This window comes from Xanthomonas sp. GW (genome assembly GCF_014236815.1).
In the GTDB taxonomy this organism is placed as follows: Bacteria; Pseudomonadota; Gammaproteobacteria; order Xanthomonadales; family Xanthomonadaceae; genus Xanthomonas_A.
This window is the reverse complement of the sequence record NZ_CP051189.1, coordinates 2,486,841-2,507,447: the sequence shown is the minus strand read 5'-3', so window position 1 is coordinate 2,507,447 and position 20,607 is coordinate 2,486,841. Positions and strand designations below refer to the sequence as shown.

15 protein-coding genes and 2 pseudogenes are annotated in these 20,607 nt (G+C 63.5%); 10 read left to right on the top strand and 7 right to left on the bottom strand.

The features are described 5' to 3' along the window. Nucleotides 1-74: 74 nt before the first annotated feature. The 5 genes and pseudogenes from HEP73_RS10555 to HEP73_RS10535 form a co-directional block, all read right to left on the bottom strand. Nucleotides 75-434, bottom strand: a complete 360-nt coding sequence (locus HEP73_RS10555) for a response regulator (RefSeq protein ID WP_185823117.1) — start codon at nucleotides 432-434, stop codon at nucleotides 75-77. Further along, on the bottom strand, nucleotides 431-1,552 hold the full coding sequence (locus HEP73_RS10550; RefSeq protein WP_185823116.1) for a PAS domain-containing sensor histidine kinase: 1,122 nt from the start codon (nucleotides 1,550-1,552) through the stop codon (nucleotides 431-433). Before HEP73_RS10550 ends, HEP73_RS10555 begins: the two co-directional genes overlap by 4 nt. A gap of 263 nt (nucleotides 1,553-1,815) precedes the next feature. Next, entirely contained in the window at nucleotides 1,816-3,201 is a 1,386-nt protein-coding gene (locus HEP73_RS10545) for a glycoside hydrolase family 43 protein (RefSeq protein WP_221899399.1), read from the bottom strand. 35 nt (nucleotides 3,202-3,236) lie between these two features. Further along, nucleotides 3,237-5,927, bottom strand: a complete 2,691-nt coding sequence (locus tag HEP73_RS10540) for a glycoside hydrolase family 31 protein (RefSeq protein ID WP_345776849.1) — start codon at nucleotides 5,925-5,927, stop codon at nucleotides 3,237-3,239. 457 nt (nucleotides 5,928-6,384) lie between these two features. Beyond that, nucleotides 6,385-7,864, bottom strand: a pseudogene (locus tag HEP73_RS10535) (efflux transporter outer membrane subunit). A 39-nt stretch (nucleotides 7,865-7,903) separates the two neighbouring features. Between HEP73_RS10535 and HEP73_RS22440 the strand changes: the two are divergent. Together HEP73_RS22440 and HEP73_RS10525 are read left to right on the top strand one after the other, a co-directional pair. After that, complete coding sequence (locus tag HEP73_RS22440) at nucleotides 7,904-8,122, top strand: SbtR family transcriptional regulator (protein WP_345776848.1); 219 nt, start codon at nucleotides 7,904-7,906, stop codon at nucleotides 8,120-8,122. A gap of 329 nt (nucleotides 8,123-8,451) precedes the next feature. After that, complete coding sequence (locus HEP73_RS10525) at nucleotides 8,452-10,389, top strand: M61 family metallopeptidase (RefSeq protein WP_185823114.1); 1,938 nt, start codon at nucleotides 8,452-8,454, stop codon at nucleotides 10,387-10,389. A gap of 197 nt (nucleotides 10,390-10,586) precedes the next feature. On the opposite strand, the gene HEP73_RS22435 is transcribed toward HEP73_RS10525, so the two are convergent. Together HEP73_RS22435 and HEP73_RS10515 are read right to left on the bottom strand one after the other, a co-directional pair. Continuing rightward, nucleotides 10,587-10,808 carry a hypothetical protein gene (locus tag HEP73_RS22435; protein WP_221899397.1) on the bottom strand — a complete coding sequence of 74 codons (222 nt, stop codon included), beginning with the start codon at nucleotides 10,806-10,808 and terminating at the stop codon, nucleotides 10,587-10,589. Between the two features lie 142 nt (nucleotides 10,809-10,950). Further along, on the bottom strand, nucleotides 10,951-11,124 hold the full coding sequence (locus tag HEP73_RS10515; protein WP_185823113.1) for a YeeE/YedE family protein: 174 nt from the start codon (nucleotides 11,122-11,124) through the stop codon (nucleotides 10,951-10,953). 95 nt (nucleotides 11,125-11,219) lie between these two features. On the opposite strand from HEP73_RS10515, the gene HEP73_RS22840 reads away from it, so the two are divergent. The 8 genes and pseudogenes from HEP73_RS22840 to qatC all read left to right on the top strand — a co-directional run bounded on the left by HEP73_RS22840 (nucleotide 11,220) and on the right by qatC (nucleotide 20,606). Beyond that, nucleotides 11,220-11,438 (top strand): transposase, encoded by a 219-nt coding sequence (locus HEP73_RS22840; protein ID WP_185823112.1) that lies wholly within the window; start codon nucleotides 11,220-11,222, stop codon nucleotides 11,436-11,438. Continuing rightward, nucleotides 11,360-11,641 (top strand): annotated as a pseudogene (locus tag HEP73_RS22610) (integrase core domain-containing protein); the annotation flags it as partial. The gene HEP73_RS22840 and the pseudogene HEP73_RS22610, both read left to right, overlap by 79 nt. Nucleotides 11,642-11,704: 63 nt before the next feature. Continuing rightward, entirely contained in the window at nucleotides 11,705-12,085 is a 381-nt protein-coding gene (locus HEP73_RS22605) for a restriction endonuclease (RefSeq protein WP_255423787.1), read from the top strand. Nucleotides 12,086-12,096: 11 nt separating this feature from the next. After that, entirely contained in the window at nucleotides 12,097-12,873 is a 777-nt protein-coding gene (locus HEP73_RS10500; protein ID WP_185823111.1) for a Hachiman antiphage defense system protein HamA, read from the top strand. Next, nucleotides 12,857-16,369 (top strand): DEAD/DEAH box helicase, encoded by a 3,513-nt coding sequence (locus tag HEP73_RS10495; protein ID WP_185823110.1) that lies wholly within the window; start codon nucleotides 12,857-12,859, stop codon nucleotides 16,367-16,369. Before HEP73_RS10500 ends, HEP73_RS10495 begins: the two co-directional genes overlap by 17 nt. Nucleotides 16,370-16,429: 60 nt before the next feature. Further along, nucleotides 16,430-18,358, top strand: coding sequence for a Qat anti-phage system ATPase QatA (gene qatA / locus HEP73_RS10490; RefSeq protein WP_185823109.1), 1,929 nt, complete (start codon nucleotides 16,430-16,432; stop codon nucleotides 18,356-18,358). Then, entirely contained in the window at nucleotides 18,358-19,242 is an 885-nt protein-coding gene (gene qatB / locus HEP73_RS10485) for a Qat anti-phage system associated protein QatB (RefSeq protein WP_185823108.1), read from the top strand. Before qatA ends, qatB begins: the two co-directional genes overlap by 1 nt. Beyond that, nucleotides 19,239-20,606, top strand: coding sequence for a Qat anti-phage system QueC-like protein QatC (gene qatC / locus HEP73_RS10480; protein ID WP_185823107.1), 1,368 nt, complete (start codon nucleotides 19,239-19,241; stop codon nucleotides 20,604-20,606). The genes qatB and qatC overlap by 4 nt, the downstream gene beginning before the upstream one ends. The last annotated feature ends 1 nt before the right edge of the window (nucleotide 20,607 follow it).

The following is a 20,607-nucleotide window of genomic DNA, read 5'->3' as shown; positions in this document are numbered from 1 at the left end:
CGCCCCGCCCGAGCCGGTTGGCGGTTCGCCAAGACCCGGGAAGCCCGGCGAGCGCGGTCCCGGGCTGGCGGCGCTCATGCGTGGCCTTCTGGATCCAGCGTCCCCAGCAGTTCGTGCATGCGATACGGCTTGGACAGGAAACGCGCCGTGGGCGGCAAGGGCGGCAACTGCGACAGCGCATAGCCGGACAGCAGGATCGCCACGCAGGCCGGATTCATCGCCTGCGCGGTGCGCACGACCTCGATGCCGCTGACGCCGCCAGGCATGCTGATGTCGCTGATCACGCAGTCGAACCGCCCACTGGCCAGTTCCGCCTGCGCCTGGATGCCGTTGACCGCTTCGAGGACGTCGAACCCGGCATCCTTCAGGGCGAGGACCGTGACCATCCGCAGCAGCGCATCGTCCTCGACATAGAGGATCCTTCTCGTGGTCATGGCGTCATCGCAACCGGAATGTACATGGTGACCAGGGCGCCCTGCCCCTGCCCGCTTTCGATGGTGGCGAACCCGCCGGACTGGCCGGCGAATCCAAACACCTGGCTCAGTCCCAGGCCGCTGCCATTGCCGACATCCTTGGTGGTGAAGAACGGCTCCATGGCGCGCAGCCGCACCTCCTCGGACATGCCAGGGCCATCGTCCTGCACCGCCACGCACACGTAGTCCTGATCGGGCCTGGCTTCGGCGTGCAAGGACAGGTCGGAGCGGCATAACCGCGTGGAGATCACGATCCGGCCCTGCAGCACCGCGTCGCGCGCGTTTGCGACCAGATTCATCAGTGCCGCTTCGAACTGGCTGGCGTCGACCACCACCGTCGGCAACGCATCGGCGAACTCGAACTCGCAGGTAATGGCGTCGCCGGCCACGCGTCGGTACAGCTCGGCAGCCTCGACGATCAGCGCGTTGACGTCGTTGGGCTCGGGGACCAGGTCCTGCCCGCGGGCGAAGGCCAGCATCTGCTGCGACAACCTGCTGCCCCGCTCCGCCGCAGCGGTCGCCGCTCCGATCAGCACTTGACTGCGCGCATCGTGCTGGGTCTTGGCCAGCAGGTCCAGGCTGCCGACGATGACCGCCAGCAGATTGTTGAAATCGTGGGCGATGCCCAGCGTCAGGCGGCCGATGGCCTGCACCTTCTGCGCCTGCGCCAGGGCGCGTTCGGCCTTGCGCAGGTCTTCGGCGGCGTTGAACTTCTCGGTGACGTCGCGGGTGACCTTGGCATAGCCGACCAGCATGCCGTCCTTCCAGACCGGATCGATGACCACGCTGGCACGGAACTGCGTACCGTCCTTGCGCACCCGCCAGCCTTCGGCCTCGTAGCGGCCTTCGCGCCTGGCCGCGTCCAGCCCCTTGCGCGGCAAGCCGGCGGCGGTGTCCTGCGGCGTGTAGAACCTGGAAAAGTGCTGGCCGACGATCTCGGCCTCTTCGTAGCCCTTGATATGGCGGCCGCCGGTGTTCCAGCTGAGGATGAAGCCTTCCAGGTCGAGCATGTAGATCGCGTAGTCGGTCACGCTCTGCAAGAGCAGACGGTCTGCTTCGGTTGCGAGCGGAGTGCGCATTCAAGCCAGATGATGCGGTGAAGTCGACCCCAAAATAGCGAGCCATTTGTTAGTTTTTTGTGGAACCAGCCACTCTCCCGCCTCGTAACGCCGCGCATTCGCTGCGGCCCACAGTCCGTCGTTGCGGGACCCGCATCGCGTGGCTCCGGTGACGCCGGGCTCGGATGCCTGCACCCTGCGACCACAGGCGGCCGCAATTGCTGCGCAAGCGTCCAGTCGAATGACGCCGCAACACGAATGCCCGTGCCGCCCTGGCAGAGGCTTCAACGCGCGAAACGCCAATAGTCGAAATCGAACAGCGATGGCTCCGCGCCGCCTTTGAACAGCATGTACAGATCGTGCGTGCCGGCAGCGCCGGACACCGACGCCGTGCGTTCCTGCCAGCGCCCCGCAGCATCGCTGGCGCCGATCTGCAGCGTGCCGATCAGCGGACCGTCCACGCCATCGAGCCGCAGTTCGATCGACGATTGCGCAACCGCGTTGGCCACGCTGGCGACAAAACGCCTGGCGCCCGGCGTGCCGAAGTCGACACCGGCAACCTTGATGTAGCTGCGGTCGGCGATGCGCGTGACGTACATACCGGTACGCGCGTCGCCGGCGGTGTCCACGCCCGGCGCCCAGTCGTACGGCCGGTCGCGGTCGCGCTTGAGCCGCGACGTCCAGGCGATCGTCTCGGCCTCCACCCGCGTGTACGGATCGACGGTGCCGAGCTGCGCCACCCCTTTGCGGTCCCACCACGGCTGTTTGGGAATGGTGCCATCGGGCTGGTACTGGAACCTGGTGACGGTGACCGAGCGGCGTTCGTGATGGATCGGCGTCGTTTCGAAGTTAAGCCAGTAGTTGAAGCCGAACAGATAGGAGCCGCCCTTGTAGTCGACGATGCCGGGATGGTTGCCGGTAGAGCCCTGGTTCGGGTCCATGATCTTGCCCTTGTGCACCCATGGACCGGTCGGGCCGTCGCTCATCGCATAGCCGATCCCTTCCGGGCAACAGGTCGACGCGTAGGCCATGTAGTAGCGGCCGCCGCGCATGTAGAACCACGGCCCCTCCTGATAGTCCGCCGGCTTGCTCTGCACTTTGGTGATCGGGCCGGAATAGGACACCATGTCCGGGTTGAGCCTGACGTACCACAGCTCCGGGTTGCCCCAGTACAGGTACGCCTGGCCGTCGTCGTCGATCCACACGGTCGGGTCGAAGAAGCCCTCGGCCGGCGCGATCAGCGGCTTGCCCAGCGCATCGCGGAATGGCCCGTCGGGCGTGTCGGCCACGGCGACCGCGATGACGTTCTTGGGCGAACCGGCCACGCTGATCGGCACATAGAGATAGAACCTGCCGCCGCGCGCGACCACCTGCGGCGCCCAGGCATCGTTGCTCTGCACCGCCCACGGAAAGGTCTTGAGCGAGGCGACCACGCCGCGGTCGGTCCAGTTGACCAGGTCGGTGGAACGGTACAGCCGCCAGTCGAGCATCTTGAAGCCGGCGGCATCGTCCTCGTCATGGCTGGTGTACAGATACAGGACGCCGTCGTGGACCAGCGGCGCCGGGTCCGCCGTGAACCGGGTCTGCACGATGGGGTTGTCGGCGCGCGCCGTCGCCAGCGGCAGGCCGATGGCGAGGACCAGCGCGGCGAAAATGGCGGGTTTCGACAACGGCGGACTCCTCCGGGCAACGACGCAGGGAGATGTCAGAACCGGACGGTGATGGGGTCGCCGGTGTAGGAAATGCGCTTGGTGGCCGCTGCCGGCTCCATGCCGCCTTTGGCGGCGCGGTCCACCAGCACAACGTCGAGTTCGCGCTGCGCGGTCATGCCGGGAAAGCCGCCTCGCCGCGCGCCGATGCTCAGCGTTCTGGCCGCATCGTTCCAGACCAGATCGTAGGTGGCATGGGCGCCCTTTTCATAGGCATAGGTCTCGTTGTCGTCCTCGTACAGGGTGAAGCGTGCGTTCGCGCCCGGATAGATCCGTACCTCGTACGGCGCCCCCGGCGCTTGCGTGGCGTATTGCACCTGCGGCCCCATCGGCACGATCGATCCGGCCCGCACGTAGAGCGGCAACAGATCCAGCGGCGTGCGCCGTGAGACGTGGCGGCCGCCATCGAAGCGTTGGTTGGTCCAGAAGTCGTACCAGTCCGCGCCCTTGGGCAGATAGGTGTCGACGTTGTCGTCGAGGGCGGCGCGCGGCGCGTTCAGCGCCTGCCGCTCGCTCGGCGTTCTCCACGCCAGGCGCAGCGTGCGCTCGGCATCGCCCTGGTAATACTCGAGCCCGAGCTTGACCACCTGGCCCTTGCGCAGCGCGACCGTCGTTGCCTTGTAGCGCGCGGCGCCGGCGTCCCAATCCTGCACCACGGTCTTGCCGTCGAGCATCAGCCGGAAACCGTCGTCGCCTTCGACCCCGATCTCGTATTCCCCTTCTTCAGGCGCGGTCAGCGTGCCCTGCCAACGTGCGGAGAAGTGCTTCAGGCCGGAAAGGCCGGCCGGCACCTCGGCCAGCGGCGGATCGGGCCAGGTGTGGTCCACCTTCGGATCGACGAAGCTGCTCTTGGGCGTCTGGAAATTCTCGCCTTCGAAATACTGGCCAGCCAGGCCCGGCTTCCCGTCCGGCGTGCGCAGCACCTCGCCCGGGATGGTCGTCGCCGGCGGCGGTTCGACGTGGTACATCGCCCGCGTCACCGGATGGACCAGGAAGGCGTTGCCGAACATGAAGGTATCGTCGATGGCGTCGGTGGCGCGATCGTCGGGGAAATCCATCATCAGCGGCCGCATCAGCGTGTAGCCGTCCGCGGTCACCTTCCAGCTGAGGCTGTAGATATAGGGCAGCATGCGATAGCGCAGCTGCGTGCTCTTGAGCAGCGAGGCATAGACCGCCGGGTCCGTCGACTTGAACCGGTACGGCTCGCGCTCGACGTTGGTGCCGTGGATCCGCATGAGCGGATTGAACGCCGAGAACTGCAGCCAGCGCGCATAGAGTTCGCGCCAGGCCGGGTTGCCTTCGCCGCCGGGGAAATCGGCGACGAAGAAGCCGCCCGTGTCCTGCGTCCAGTAGGGATTGCCGGTCACGGTCACATTGACGCCTTCGGCGACCTGCTGCTGCAGCGTCTTCCAACTGGCGTAGATGTCGCCGCTCCAGGACGCCGCCGCGGTGCGCTGCGCGCCCGCCCACGCCGAGCGGGTCAGCGTGAACACGCGCTTGTCGCTGGTGGCGCGCTGGCCGTCGTAGGTGCCCTGCGTGGTGAGCAGCGAATAGGGATTGAGGTAACGGGTGAAGTCGCCCAGGGCGTTGGAGCCCAGCGCCTTGGTGTCGCGGATATTGTCCTGCGCGTTCCACATGGCGCTGCTGACTTCGATCTCGGTCCCATCCATCCACAGCGCATCGACGCCCTTGTCGAGCAGGCCCGACTTGATGTGCTTGAAGTAGATCTGCCGTCCCAGCGGACTGTAGGCGTCGTAGACGCGCGCGTGCTTGGAGATCCAGTGCAGCGGCGCGAAACGCAACTGGTGCTGGTCCAGTTCGTGGGCCAGCGCGGTATCGTCGCCGACCGAGGGCCAGATCGACACCATCAGCTTCAGGTGCATGTCGTGCACCTGGCGCGCCATGCCGGCAGGATCCGGATAGCGGACCGGATCCCAGGTCATGCCGCTCCAGCTGCCGTCCTTGTCCGATCCCCAGTACTGCCAGTCCTGCACGATGTAGTCGAGCGGGAATCCGTCGTTGCGGAAGCTGCGGGCGACGTCGAGCAGCTGCTCCTGGGTCTTGTAGCGCTCCTTGCTCATGAACAGGCCGAACGCCTGCTTGGGATACATCGGCGCCTGGCCGGTCAGCGCCCGGTAGGCCGCGACCACCGCATCCGGGGTGTCGCCGCCCATGAAGTAGTAATCGACGCCGCCGGGCGCGCTTTCGGCCCACATCGATGCGCCGTCCGCATCGTCCTTGAAGCGCATCTGCGAGTAGGTGTCCCACAGGATCCCGTAGCGGCGCGAGGACATCAGCACGGGGATGACGATGCCCACGTTGGTCTGCACCAGCAGCAGTTCCTTGCCGCGCCGATTGCTGCTCTGCTCGCCGAGGAAACCCAGGCCGTAGATCGCCTCGTCCGGGCGCAAGGTGAAGCGGTTGGCCGCCTCGAACGTCGGCGCGCCCGACACCACGACCTTGTTCAAGGTCTGCGGCGCGTCGCTGTTTTCTTCGGTATAGAGCTTGCCCGCAGCGTCGAGGAAACGCACCGCGCCGGTCTTCTTGCTGATTTCAACGCGCAGCGCGGCGCTCTTGAGCGTCAGCGTGTCCGCAGTCTCGCTGGTGGCGAAGGGAATGGGGTGCGGCTTGCCGATCACCGCCAGGCTGGGAGCGGTCCAGTAATTCTCTCCCAGGTTCGCATTCACGCGAACGGTCTGCGGCCCGTAGAAGATCACGTTCTTGGCGATCTGGCCGATGCGGACCTGGACCCCTTGCTGCAGCCGCGTATACGTGAACGACTCGCCGCGTCCGGTCGCGACAGCGCGCAGATGTCCGCGCGCATCCAGGCCGGTTTCCGTCGCGCCTGCAGCCTGCTTCGTACCGGCAGCGAACGATGCCGGAATGGATACCGCAAGCCCGAAGGCCAGAAACGCCGCCGCCAGAAACCTGTGTCGCTCTATCCGCATGTGCCACTCCCTCGTCGCCCATCGTGGGCGCATGGCGTTCGCTTTCCGAAAAAAGTGTACGCGATGCGCTCGCGTGATCAACCGAAGGTTGCAACTGCATCCATGCGGTCCCGGCCCATGGCATCGCATCGGCCCGCGGCGGCAGCATGCCTGCGATCGGCCTTGATGGCATGACCGTCAAGCAGCCATTCGTGCCTCACGGTCCACGAGCCGCTACCGCGTCGGAAGACATCGGTTGCCAGCCGCCACCGAGCGCGCGGAACGCGGCGACGGCGGCTCGCGCCGATTCGGTCTGCGCCTGCGCTCTCGCGTCGGCCGCGTTCAACAGCGATGCGTCGACATGCAGCACGTCGATCAGGCTCGCGGTCCCGCGCTGGTACGCGGTAAACGCCAATCCCCTGGCACGGGTCAGCGATGCCTCGCCTTGCTTCAATATCGTGGTCTGGTCCCGACGGTTGACCAATGCCGAAAAGGCGTTCTCGACATCCTCGGTCGCGCGCAGAACCGCTTGGCGATAGGCGGCCAAGGCCTCGGCATCCTGTCCCTTGGCCAGGTCGATCTGCGCATTGATGCGGCCGAAATCGAAAAGCCGCCAGCGCAGTCCCAACACACCTGCCGTTTGGCTCGCGCCGCTGGTGAACAGGTTGCCGCTGGATACCGCGGTGGCGCTTCCCAGCAAGCCGCTCAACGAGAACTTCGGGTAATACTCCGCGACCGCCTCACCGATGCGGGCATTGGCCGCCGCGAGCCGGAGTTCTGCGACGACGAGGTCGGGGCAACGTTGCAGCAGGTCGGCCGGGGACCCCATCCCGGCGATTGCTGGCGTCGCCGGAATTGGCGCGGCGGCTTCCAGTTCGGCGCGATGCGTCCCAGGCGGGACACCCAGCATCACATCCAAGGCGTTCATCGCCACATCCAGGCCCGTCTGCAGGCCGGGAACCGTCGCCTGCACTTGCGACAGCGCGCCTTCGGTCTGCCGCACTTCGTACTCGGCGGCCAGTCCCTTTTTGTAGAGCAGGCCGACTTTCGCCAGCAGGTCCTGCTGGGTCCTGACCTGGCGCCGGGCGATGTCGAGGCGCGTCTGCAGGCCGCGGATGGTGATGTAGATGTCGGCGGTCTGCGCGGCTACCGCCAGCCGCACTGCCCCGGCACCGGCTTGCGAAGCTTGATAGTCGGCCAATGCCGCCTCATGGCCGCGCCGCAGGCCGCCGAACACGTCCGCCTCCCAGCCTGCCCTCCAGGTCCAACTCGTAGGCGCTTCCCAATCTGTCGTATCCGGGCGCGGCATCGAGCACCTGCCCCAACGGGGTTTCCAGCGACTGGCGCGCGCGCGCCGCCGAACCGCTGACGGCTGCCGACGGGAGCAGGGCCGCGTTGGCCGCGCCAAGCGCGGCGCGTGCCTGGGCGACGCGCGCGGCCGCCTGCGCCAGGTCCAGGTTCTGCTCGAGCGCCGACGCCACCAGGCGCGTCAGCAGCGGATCGTCGAAGCGCTGCCACCATGCCGCCAGGTCGACGGCCGACAGGCCACTGCCCCGTCCAGGCTGCGCTTGTCCTATGTAATGGCTGGGCAGCGGCGCCTCGGGTCGGCGGCAGTCAGGGCCGACCGCGCAGCCGGCCGTCACGCTGGCGCAGAGAGCGACGGAACTGCATGGCGATCCTGAAAGCCGAGCGCCCACGCGGATCCGGAGTCTGCGCTCTACGCGACATGCGCGGCGGTGCACGCGGCAGGCGCGCGCCTGTTGCTACGCGCTCAGGCCGAGGGAACGGCGCGTGCCGACATGGACGGGACCGACCTGTTCGCGCTCATGTCGGCGCTCGCCTGGCTGGTCGGCCAACCCGGATTCGCGCCGCGGGCCGACCATCTCTTCGACATGATCGCCGGCACCCTCCTGACGAATCGGTCGAGCGACGGTGTCGACACGCCAGCGCGCTGATCGGATCGGCGCTCGGATCCCTCGTGGGTCCGGTCGGCTTGCGGATGGTCCGCGCGATCTTCGTCCGTGATCGACGAAGATCCGAAAACCCGCACGCGCTACCGCACGGTATTCGACGTCTTGGCCGTGGGGGTTTGCATGTCCCGATCCGCAGCGACCCAAGCCGAAGGCATTGCCGGTAACGTTCGCCGCAAATTCGCTGCGGCTGGAGCCGCTGATCTCGGACGCGCTCCAGGAAGGTCGGGCGCTGCGAGCGCGAGATCGGCGGATTCGAAACCGCACTTGGCTTCCCTACCCGAGCCGGCGTACATCATCGAAGGAGTTATGACATGAGTGCAGCAGCGTTCGCTTGGCGACGCGCTTGGGGGCTGATCGTCGCGGCAACCACGTGTCTTGCCGGCGTTTCCACGGCCGCCGGGGAAACGGCGACGCTCCCGGTGCAGACGCTGGAGAGTCCATCGATTGCGCAGCCAGTCGACCACCTCTTTTCCGGCACGATCGAACTCGAGGTCGAACAGGCCGATGTCGCGCACAAGCTGTTCGTCGTTCGTGAGCGCATCCCGGTACAGCAGACGGGCGCCATGACCCTGCTCTATCCGCGCTGGGAGGCGGCGAGCCATGGACCGAGCCTGTCGGTGGTCGATCTCGCCGGGCTGAAGGTGGAGGCCGACGGCCGGCCGCTGGCATGGCGCCGCAACCAGCTCGATCCGCACGCCTTCGACTTGGAGCTGCCCGTTGGCGCGCGGACGATCGAGGTGCGGTTTCAGATTGTGGGCGCCGACGATGCGCTCTCGCCGGATCTGGTGGTCGTGCCCTGGCAGCGGCTGATCCTCTACCCGGCCGGCTGGTACGCGCGCAACTTGAGCATTGCCCCGACGGTGACCCTCCCGGCGGGACTGCACCCGATCACCTCGCTCGCGGTGCTCGACACCGGCGACGGCAGATCGCGGTTCGCGCCGGTCTCGCTCGAAACCCTGCTCGACGCGCCGGTCTACGCTGCGCGCCACACTCGGCAGCTGCCGTTGTCCGCGCTGGGGCCGGCGCCGGTTTCGGTCGACCTGATCGCGCGCCGGCCAGACGATTTGGTCGTGGCGCCGGAGCGCATCGAGGCACTTAACCGCATGGTGGAGCAGGCAGCCGCCGTGTTCGGCGCAGCGCCGTTCGAGCGCTACACCTTCCTCGCCCGGATGGAGGACGACGGATCTGCGGGGGGAACCGAGCACCGAAAGTCTAGCGAGATTTCCCTGCCTTCGAACTATTTTTCCGACTGGGAGGGGCAGCTAAACAACCGCGATATCCTCGCGCACGAATTCGTTCATGCCTGGAACGGCCTGTATCGGACGCCCGCCGATCTGTGGGCGCCGACGCCGAACGCGCCGCAGGGCGGCAGCCTGCTCTGGGTTTACGAAGGACAGACGGAGTTCTGGGGCCGCGTGCTTGCCGCGCGATCGGGGCTGCGCACGCGCGAGGAGACCCTCGACAAGCTGGCGCTCGATGCGGCCGAAATCGTCAACCGGCCGGGCCGTGCCTGGCGATCCCTGTCGGACGACGTCAACTATCCTTCGTTCATGCTGCGCAAGGCGGTGCCGTGGCGCGACTGGCAACGCCGCCGAGACTATTATCTGGAAGGCGTTCTGTTGTGGCTCGACGTCGATGCCCTATTGCGCAAGCAGAGCGGCGGACGGCGCGGGATCGATGATTTTGCGAGAGTCTTTTTCGCAGGCGCCTCGCCCGATGCGCCGACCCGGACCTACGTCTTCGACGATGTGGCCAAGGCGCTGAACGCGGTCGCGCCGTATGACTGGGCCGGCTTCCTGCGACGTTGGATCGATGGCCACGAGGAACTCGACGTGTCCGAGGGTCTCGCGCAACAGGGATGGCGGCTGGTCTACACCGACACCGCGACTGCGACGTACCGCCAGAATGAGAAGGAACTCGAAGCGACCGATATTTCCTATTCGATCGGATTGACGGTGGCCGACAGCGGGCTGGTCCGTGCGATCGCATGGAATGGCCCGGCCTACCGTGCGGGGATCGGCCCGAGGACGAAGATCGTATCGGTCGGCGGCGTGCCGTTTACGCGCGAGGCGCTGATCGAAGCGGTGCGCCATGCAGCAGAAACGCCGATCGGCATGACGTTCGAGCAGGACGGCCGCACCGTCACGCGCATCCTCGATTACCGCGGAACGCTGCGCTACCCGCGTCTGCAGCGGATCGCCGGGCGGCCGGATCGACTGCGGACGCTGCTGGCGCCGCGTCGAAAATGATCCGGCCTTCCCCGCAAAAAACCCGAGGTCACTCCCACTCGATCATCAACAGAGCCCGTAAGTCCACGTGGCTAAATGGATTTCCGATGATCGACATAGGGCATTACCGTCGCCTTTACCGTCATCCGACAAGCGCTTTGTCTGGCGCGGAGGATGGAGGGCCTTAGGACGCGGCGGCATTGGAAACCTATAGTCAATCAGCCTCTAGGATAGCGTAGACAAGTCCACCTCGACCAGCGCTTGGCACCGGCCGGCCAGACACCAGCCGACTCCGAAAAGCGCCGCCCGCCGATCAGTGGCAGATCGATCACTGCCTTCTGCGGAAGATGGAAGCGGTCATCGAAGGCGGGCCGTGCGATGCTGCGCTGAACCCACACACCGGGCGCTGCCACGAGGAGTGCACCGACCAGCACGAACATCAGACTCGGATCCCAATGGTCGCTCCGATATCTAGGAAGCGGAGCACACGGGTCGGACCTATCATGCCCGACAGCGAAAGGCTGAAACCGAAGACCATCCCCGACTACGACACGACCGCAGGGCGCACGTAGGCCGACGTCTTCATCGCCAGCCTCCGATCAGCGTGGCCGTGATTACGCCGACCATCAGAAAGGTGGCGGTCGCGGCCAGCGAGCGGCGCGAGCCAAGGGCGATGCCGATGATTCCGTTGCCGGAGGTACAGTCAGAGCCGATCCGCGTGCCAACCCCAACCAGCAGCCCCGCAAGGATCAGCATGGGGCCTGACATGTCGATCCTCACGGAGGGAAGGCGTGACGTGCTCCCCGATAGCCGTACCACCCGAATGGAAGTGAGGTCCGTCAACTCGGAGAATGACGGACATTAGGAAGATCGATTCACGGCAGCAGCAGATCATCGGTTCCCTGGAGCAGGCCGAAGCGGGCCTGGCGGTCAAGAAGGTCTGCCGGCAGGGCGGCTTCAGCGAGCCAACGTTCTACAAGTGGCGGGCCAGCGAACCGACAACGGCCCGGAATTCACCTGCCGGGCCTTCATGGCCTGGCTGCAGGCGCGGGGCATCAAGCACATCCTGATCCAGCCGGGAAAGCCCACCCAGAACGCCTATATCGAGAGCTTCAATGGCCGGTTCAGGGACGAATGCCTCAACGAGAACTGTTTCGAGACCTTGGCCCAGGCCAGGGAGGTCATCGCCCTGTGGCGCCAGGACTACAACGAAGTGCGGCCCCACGGGAGCATTGGCCGGATACCACCTGCCGCATTTGCAGCCAGGCACCGCGAACCATCCACCATCGATGCAGGATCAGTTAACCTGCAAAACCCTGGACCTCTCTCCCACTGGTTGGTACGGCTACTGGGGGCAGGTCACGGGGAACAGATTGATGGGGCTGTCAAGTTCGAGGGAGAGCACTATCTGATCGAAGCGAAGTGGCAGGAACGTTCGGCGAGCAATGAACCCGTGTATCAGTTTGCTGGCAAGGTCGCCGGGAAGCCGTACGGGCGCGGCCTGTTTATATCTGTGAATGACCTCAGCCCTGGAGTCATCCGCGGTCTCGTGATGGGCAAAGAGATCCAGACTCTCTTCGTTGACGGAGAAGATCTGATCCTTGTCCTAGAGGGCCATTTGAGTCTTCGGGAAATAATCGACCGGAAGGTCAAGGCGGCTCAAACCAGAGGGCTGATCTATGTCCATCCGATCTCTGGCATCGAGAAAAAATTATAGGGACGGTGGCCATGGCGCAATTCAACGATTGGTGCTCAGCAGTCGATACGCCAGTAGGCAACCACTTCATCAGAGTTATGACGGGACAGCCGGAGCGCCTTACGGCGGGCATCCAAGCTACCGCGGCCATTGTGCCGGCGCACTATGCATCGGAAGAACAGGTCGCACGCGCGCTTGCGCGCCTAGGCAAGTCAGCGGCGTCTGCGCTGATTCAAGGCAAGTTGCCGACCACCAAAGCGATCCGATCCGGAGACCTTGGGGAGATCTATGCGACCGAATGGATCGACTCGCACACCCCGTATCGCGCGCCAATCAAGCGATTGCGCTGGAAAGACCACCGCAACATGGCGATGCGCGGCGATGACGTAATCGGCATCCTCCAGGATGCTCAGACTCAACGGCTGCATTTTCTGAAGACGGAAGCTAAGAGCCGTGCAGCCTTGACGGCTCAAGTCCTTAAGGATGCGAGGATGGCTCTCGACAAGGACGGTGGGTTGCCTTCTGCACATGCGCTTACGTTCATTTCCGCGCGATTGCTCGAACTGGGCAATCTATCGCTTGCCGACGCCATCGACGATGCATTACTCAAGTATGGGATTCCGGCTCAAAATGTCCGGCATCTTCTCTTCACGTTCTCAGGCAGTCCGCCGGATGCTCTGTTGACTGCCGCTCTTCAAGCATACCCAGGAGCGATCAACCAGTGGGGTGTTGGGCTGCGCGTCCAACACCATGCATATTTCATCGGAGCGGTCTATGACCGAGTGATCGCTGATGCCAACAACACCTGAGGCAATTGCGGCAGACATCTCGGAAGCAGCAACTGCCGGCTTCCGTGGAAGTCTCATTGCGCGAGGCCAAGCGAGAGCAATCATCTGGCGCGGCGGTGTGCTTCCCCCCGACGCTCCGGCCTTCGCAGCACAGCTCAGCTACGACCTGCATTCTTATGGCTACGTCCTTCTCGGGCTTGGCCTTCGGCTGCGCGAGCTAGGCGGCTCGGATGCGCAGGCGCGGATCGCATTCGAGCAAGCCGCGACGGCCCTTGAGGCGGTGGTTGCCAAAGGTAATCCGGATGAGGCTGATCGCGATTTTCACTTTGTGATAGCGGCGGCGAGCTACCACCTAGCACACCTTTCCGCGCGCGCCTACTCTTTGCTGGCGATCGTCGCGGCAGACGCGAATTTCGCCCCCACAGAACGGCTCCTGACCTTGCTGATGAGGCGGGACTTCCGCACGCTGCGGACTAGTATTCTCGATTTCCGAGCTTCCGGCGAAGGCAGTGACACCGAGATAGCCGCACGGATGCGGACTAGGCTCGACAGGGTCGGGGCGTGGATTAACATGGGCGGCGACGGGGAAGACATCCTGTTCGAAGGGCTGGACAAAGCTCTGACGGATACATTCATGGCAGGGATGTCGCTATTCCTGGCGGCTCTCGAACGAGGCGAGCGGGCGTTGCTTGACCAGGCGCTGGAGCGGCTTCGCACGAACCTCTCCGTCTGCAGCGAAATGAACATGCTTCCACAATGGTGGGTGAATCGAATCGCGATTCATCTGCTTTCTGACCTGTGGTCAAGCACCTTTCATGAGAGGGTCCCGTTCCAGCCTTCAGGCGGCGAAGCGGCCGACTGGCCCGCGCTTCGCGCGTTGTTCATCGCGCTGTTGCAAAGCCGCCCAAAGGCCGAAGTAGATCTCTGGCCTTCCCAGATAGAAGCCGCCAACCGCGCTGTTGACCAGTCAGATGATCTGGTTGTCTCTTTGCCGACCAGCGCAGGCAAGACCCGTATCGCCGAACTGTGCATACTGCGATGCCTCGCCGGCAAGAAGCGAGTGGTCTTCATCACTCCGCTGAGAGCGCTGTCTGCGCAAACCGAAGCGAACCTTCAACGGACGTTTGGCCCTCTTGGCAAAACCATCTCGGCGCTCTACGGCAGCATCGGCGTCAGCAGCTTCGATGAAGATGCGATCGGCGAGAGGGACATCGTGGTTGCCACCCCGGAGAAGCTCGACTTTGCGCTACGGAACAATCCTGCCCTTCTCGATGACGTCGGTCTTCTCGTCTTCGACGAAGGGCACATGATCGGGCTCAACGAGCGCGAGGTTCGCTACGAGGTGCAGATCCAGCGGCTTCTTCGCCGTCCGGACGCGCATCAGCGGCGGATCGTTTGTCTCTCAGCGATCCTGCCAGATGGCGATCAACTCGACGACTTCGCGGGCTGGTTGAGACGAGACCATCCTGGTGGACTTATCAAAAACGATTGGCGACCGACCCGCCTGCGGTTCGGCGAAGTGGTGTGGACGTCGCCCACAGCCCGATTGAACCTTCGTGTCGGCGACGAACGCCCCTGGGTGCAACGCTTCCTCACAGGGGAGACGCCTCCGAATTGGATTCCGCCGAAGCGCCGTCGTACGACCTTGTTTCCCAAAGATCAGCGCGAACTCTGCCTTGCAACAGCCTGGCGGCTGATCGAGGACGGCCAGACCGTACTTATCTTCTGCCCGGAGCGGCGCAGCGTCGAACCCTTCGCCGACGTGATCGTCGATCTTCACGAGCGCGGCGCTCTGCGCTCGCTGCTCCAAGCCGATCCTGCGATTCTCAACACCGCGATCGCACTTGGCGAGGAATGGCTCGGGCCAGACAGCGCAATCCTCAAATGCCTGCGCATAGGCGTCGCACTTCATCACGGAGCTCTCCCGACCGCCTATCGAAAGGAGGTCGAGCGCCTGCTGCGCGACAACGTACTCAAGGTGACGATTTCGTCGCCAACCCTTGCACAGGGACTCAATCTATCCGCCACGGCCGTCGTCATGCACTCTCTGCACCGAAACGGCGAGAGGATCGAAATTTCCGAGTTCAAGAACGTCATCGGCCGAGCTGGGCGCGCCTATGTCGATGTTGAGGGCATTGTGCTTTTCCCCATGTTCGATGAGATCCCCAAAAAGCGATACAACTGGGAAGCGCTCATTACCGATCTCGGTGCAAGAGAAATGGAGAGCGGCCTGGTGAGGCTAGTCGCGGCTTTGCTGATGCGCATGCACGCACGTATTGGCGGCGACCACAATCGACTGACCGAGTACGTCGTCAACAATGCCGCCGCCTGGACGTTCCCGGAAATCGCAAACGAAGCGCCCGAGGCCCGCCAGCGCGCCCTTGCCGACTGGGAGCGGCACATCGCAACACTTGACACCGCCATCCTCAGCTTGATCGGCAACAACGACATCCCCGACGAAGGCGTTGAGGCGGCACTCGATGATGTACTTCAGTCCTCTTTGTGGCACCGCCGGCTCTTACGCCAGAACAAGCAAACTCAGCAGGCTCTCAGGGCTGGGCTTCTTTCTCGAAGCCTGCTTATCTGGACTCAATCGACAGCAGCGCGCCGTCGAGGCTATTTCCTTGCAGGGGTCGGACTGACGACGGGTCATGCACTCGATGCGATCGCCGCGGATGCCAATCGCCTTCTGGTCGAAGCCAATGTTGGCATCCTGCAAGGCGACGCCGAGGCAGCGATCGCTGCCGTTACCGCGCTGGCGGAACACATCTTCACGTTCTATCCTTTCACGCCCGACCCCATGCCAGCAAACTGGCGGGACATCCTGCGTGCATGGCTGCTCGGCGAGCCTCTTGCCGGCATCGCCGCAGGCCAGGAATCCGACACACTCCAATTCATCGAGGGAGGATTGGTTTATCGTCTTCCTTGGGCGATGGAAGCAATACGTGTCAGAGCGGAAGCGAATGGAGACACGGTAGGCGATTTGCCACTGGACGTGTACGAGCTCCGCTTGGCGGTGGCCTCAGTGGAAACCGGTACTCTGAACCGTTCGGCCACGATCCTCATTCAAGCCGGCTTCAACTCCAGACTCGCTGCCATCAAGGTCGCGACAGACACCGGAGCGACTTTCCAGACGGCCCACGAACTCCGGCGTTGGCTCGACTCGGAAGCACTGGCGGCGTGGCGCAAAAGATCTGACTGGCCGACCCCAGAAACGAGGGAAATGTGGATGGAGTTCGCGCAGAGCTTCATCCCTCAAGCGAATCGTGTCTGGGCCGATCGTCGGTACTGGGCAGGTGTGCAGTGGCTTGGCGTGCCACTACCGCCAAGTACTCCCGTTCAAATTCACCATTGGAATGGCCAGTTCAGCGTGCTTGCAGTGGACGGTACTCGGGTGGGCACGCTGCTGCATGCCTTGAATCCCAGGAGAGCCGGTTTGCTCCTCGCCCAAGTGGCTCACGACATTGGCCGGCTCGACCTCAGTTATCTCGGGCCGGATGACTTCATTGATATCTAAACTTCGTAAGAGAAGTTTACGAGTGGAATAGGAATTACCAGAAAAGCAAGGAAGAGACGAATGATCCTGACCGATAACGAAACCAAAGTTGATCTGCTAAATAATGAGGCCATCGCTACCACGATCATCGGACTGCTTCGCGCGAAGCCCGACCATCCGGTGACGATCGGCGTGCATGGCGACTGGGGTGCGGGAAAGTCCAGCGTGCTCGAAATGATCGACGCTGGCTTTGCCGACCAGAAAGATGTCCTGTGCCTCAAGTTCAATGGATGGCGCTTCCAAGGCTTCGAAGACGCGAAAATCGCGCTGATCGAGGGGATCGTCACAGGCTTGGTCGAAAAACGTCCAGCACTAAAAAAGGCGGCAACGGCCGTCAAAGATGTTTTCAGTCGCATCGACTGGCTGAAGGTCGCCAAGCGGGCCGGGGGCCTAGCCCTGACCGCATTCACCGGTATCCCGACGCCCGGGCAAATCGGAGCCATCGTCGGCTCACTCGAAGCACTAGTGGCAGACCCCGCCAAGCTCCTCACGAAAGAAAACCTTTCGACAGCCATTGATGAGGCGAAGGCGGTCCTGAAACCGGGCGAGTCCAAGAACGTGCCGGAGGAAGTGGAGGCATTCCGCAAGGCATTCGACCAGCTCCTGAAAGATGCAGGCATAAAACAGCTTGTTGTCCTGATCGACGACCTTGACCGATGCCTGCCCGACACCGCTATTGAAACGCTTGAAGCCATTCGGCTGTTCGTGTTCACCGCGCGAACGGCCTTCGTCGTCGCGGCGGACGAGGCGATGATCGAATACGCTGTGCGTAAGCACTTTCCCGATCTGCCCGACAGTACCGGGCCGCGAGACTATGCCCGCAATTACCTCGAAAAGCTCATACAGGTTCCGTTCCGCATCCCGGCCCTGGGTGAGACCGAGACGCGTATCTACGTGACGTTGCTGCTCGCTGGCGCCGAAGTCGGCGAGAACGACGAGAATTATGGGAAGCTGATATCTGTAGCGCGAGAGAAGCTGAAGCGACCGTGGACCAGCGGCGGTCTGGACGCCGCGACGGTTAAGACAGCGCTCGGCCAGCAGGCCGAGAAGGCAAACAATGCGCTGGCACTTAGCGACCAGATCGGCCCCATCCTGGCAAGCGGCGCGAAGGGCAACCCTCGCCAAATCAAGCGCTTTCTCAACACGCTGTTGTTGCGCGAGCGCACTGCGACTGCACGCGGTTTTGGCGACGACATCAAGCTCCCTGTGCTCGCAAAGCTCATGCTCGCAGAACGATTCATCCCAAGGTTGTTCGAGCAAATCGCGTTCGTCGCAGCGGTCCACCCACAAGGGCTGTGTGAGGACCTCGAAACGCTTGAGAAGAGCCAGGCTGACGGCAAGGATAGCGAGTCGAAGGGGAAAAAGGCCGCCGAAGCGGTGCCCGCCTCCGAAAACGCCGTGTTGAACGAGTGGAAATCGTCGGAGACGGTCCGCGACTGGGCACACCTCTCCCCGAAGCTAACAGGAGTCGATCTGCGCCCCTACTTGTTCGTCACAAAGGACAAGAAGGACTACTTCGGTCCGGTGTCGGTGCTCGGCCACCTAGCTGGCGTGGTCGAGAAACTGTTTGGCGGCAAGATGACCGTCCAAGGCTACGAAGCCGAGTTGAAGCAGCTCGTGCAGCCCGAAGCCGAAAAGGTGTTCGAGGCAGTGCGCAGCAAGATTATGAGCACGGGCACCTTTGATACCAGGCCTGCAGGCATCGATGGTCTCGCTGTCCTTGTGAAGGCGCAGCCGGGACTCCAGAGCCGGTTGGTGGATTTCCTGGAGGCACTGCCAAGTGGCAAGTGTGGACCTTGGGCTGTCAGCGGCTGGCAAGGCGTCATCAAGGACAGCGAATGCTCTGCTCGCCTGACGAAGCTGCTGGGAGACTGGAGCAAGGTCACCAATAACCCCGGCCTCAAGGCCAGCGCCGAAGCGGCGCTCAAGGATTTGAAGGGAGGACGTTGATGGGGACCTCGACGGCTTACGGCGGCCCTGGCGGCGGAACACCGCTTGTTCCGTCATGGTTGGGTGACGCCGATGGCGCGGGCGCCCCTGCAGCCCTTCCCGGCGACGGCGCTGTCCCGGATGGCCAGCCGCCGACGGACGGCACCGCGCCTCCGGTGCCGCCGAACCGCCCCCCCATCCCCAAAACGGCAGACCCGCAGCGTTTCTCCGGTGCTCGAAACAGCTTCACGCGATTTGCCGGTTCTGGCGGCAGCGACCGTGCCAACCTGGGCCGTGCAGTGTCAAGATATGTCTCAACATCGGCCGGCGGCGCGCGCCAGGCTGCCCAACGTATGGGTGCCTCGCGTGGAGCGGGTGCACGGCTGCTTGGTTTTCTGGCCGATGCACAAGCAAGGGGTGTGCGCGAGGCACTACGGGCGCTGGACCTAGAGTCGTTGGCCGGACGGCCGCTCACGGAAATCTTCGTCGGCCTAGCCGACTACGTCTGCCCCGGCGCGGGTACCGTCGATGAAGGCATCGCCCGCGAAGCGTATATTGAAACCATTGTCGAACTGGCAAGTGAGGGGCTTACCGATCTGACCACCTTCACGCCAGATCAGATGCAGACAGTCTTCGAGCTGTACGCCACACACGCGATAGAAGCCCGCATCTGCAACGACATTGGCACGAAGGCCGTGACCATGCCAGCGGACACACAAGCTGCGCACCGCGTCGAACAGCAGTTGCGCGACTTCATCCGGGGTGGGGTGAGCGACGCGCTGACGCGGGCCCGTGCGGAAACGTCGAATCTCACGCCCGAGCGAATTCAGGGTTTCGTCGATGCGCTGTACGAGTCGGCATTTGCAATCTTGCAAACCCTGGGCGATGCGGAGGCGGACCAATGAAGCGACAACTCCTGGCGGGCCGCTTCGGTCCTGACGACAGCTTCGATGTGACGGCGGGCGCCGATGAACAAAGGACCTACCTGCAACTCGTTGCCGGCGAGAAGTCTTTGGATCATGGCATCGGTGGCGCGCTAACTAGCTTGAAGAAAATCGGTGCGTTTCCCTCGGAGATCGGCATTGACCTGCTGGTCTTGGCCGCCCATGTCCATGCGGCGGACACACGCATCTCTCGCACCGAGCAATCGCAGGACTCATGGACGCGCGAGATACGACTGGTTGTGCCGGTAAGCGATCCATCTCGCTGGACCACTGCGGCACCGACTATCAAGAAATCTCTGGATTTCCTGACGGGCGATCGCTGGACGATCGGGTTCAGGGCACGTCCAGATCGATTCGCGACGATCACCCAAGCAGCGCCTCCGAGTTTGATCGCTCCTCCCTTTGATTCCGTCAGCCTGTTCTCAGGTGGATTGGACAGCTTGATCGGGGCGATCGATCTACTGGAGGACGGCGCCACGCCCCTACTGGTCAGCCACTTCGGCGAGGGCGCGACGAGCGATGCTCAAGGCAAGCTGTTCGCAGGTTTGAAGAAGCACTACGTCAAGTCAACTTTCGAGCGTTTGCGGGTTGGCATGACCTTCGTGGATGGTCTTGTGGAAGGCGTCGGCAGCGAGAACAGCACACGCGGCAGGTCGTTCCTGTTCTTCGCTCTCGGGGTGTTCGCGGGTACTGGACTTGGGCGCCGTTTCGTCCTGCAAGTCCCCGAGAATGGACTGATCGCGTTGAATGTGCCTTTGGACCCCCTGCGGTTGGGATCAAACAGCACCCGCACCACGCATCCGTATTACATGGCGAGGTGGAATGAGCTACTCGTTGCACTCGGCATAGACGGCGAGATCCGGAACCCATACTGGGACAAGACAAAGGGCGAGATGACGACATCCTGCCGCAACTCAGACCTCCTGAAAAAGCTGGCGACAGATTCGTTGTCGTGCGCGTCACCCGCCAAGGCTAGATGGCTAGGACATGGTATCGAGCAATGTGGCTATTGCCTACCATGCCTCATCCGTCGCGCAGCGCTGACAGCAGCATGGGGGAGCGGGAACGACCCGACAACGTACACGGTACCCGATCTTCATGCGCAGCCTTTGGACACACGCCAGGCGACAGGAGTGCAGGTCAGGTCGTTCCAGTACGCTATCGAGCGCTTGAAGGGCAAGCCCCAGCTCGCGAACCTCTTGATCCACAAGCCTGGCTCACTTGCGGATGAAGCCGCACACTTGGACCAGCTTGCCGATGTCTACCGTCGCGGCCTGGGCGAAGTCGCACGACTCATCGATGGTGCTGAGGCAAAACCAAGATGAG

Bases quoted from the DNA above. Each gene is read 5' to 3' on its own strand.
- qatC (WP_185823107.1), top strand. From the start codon at position 19,239: ATGAAGCGACAACTCCTGGCGGGCCGCTTCGGTCCTGACGACAGCTTC.
- HEP73_RS10525 (WP_185823114.1), top strand. From the start codon at position 8,452: ATGAGTGCAGCAGCGTTCGCTTGGCGACGCGCTTGGGGGCTGATCGTC.
- qatB (WP_185823108.1), top strand. From the start codon at position 18,358: ATGGGGACCTCGACGGCTTACGGCGGCCCTGGCGGCGGAACACCGCTT.
- HEP73_RS10495 (WP_185823110.1), top strand. From the start codon at position 12,857: ATGCCAACAACACCTGAGGCAATTGCGGCAGACATCTCGGAAGCAGCA.
- HEP73_RS22840 (WP_185823112.1), top strand. From the start codon at position 11,220: ATGACGGACATTAGGAAGATCGATTCACGGCAGCAGCAGATCATCGGT.
- HEP73_RS10515 (WP_185823113.1), bottom strand. From the start codon at position 11,124: ATGCTGATCCTTGCGGGGCTGCTGGTTGGGGTTGGCACGCGGATCGGC.
- HEP73_RS22435 (WP_221899397.1), bottom strand. From the start codon at position 10,808: ATGTTCGTGCTGGTCGGTGCACTCCTCGTGGCAGCGCCCGGTGTGTGG.
- HEP73_RS10555 (WP_185823117.1), bottom strand. From the start codon at position 434: ATGACCACGAGAAGGATCCTCTATGTCGAGGACGATGCGCTGCTGCGG.
- qatA (WP_185823109.1), top strand. From the start codon at position 16,430: ATGATCCTGACCGATAACGAAACCAAAGTTGATCTGCTAAATAATGAG.
- HEP73_RS10500 (WP_185823111.1), top strand. From the start codon at position 12,097: ATGGCGCAATTCAACGATTGGTGCTCAGCAGTCGATACGCCAGTAGGC.
- HEP73_RS10550 (WP_185823116.1), bottom strand. From the start codon at position 1,552: ATGCGCACTCCGCTCGCAACCGAAGCAGACCGTCTGCTCTTGCAGAGC.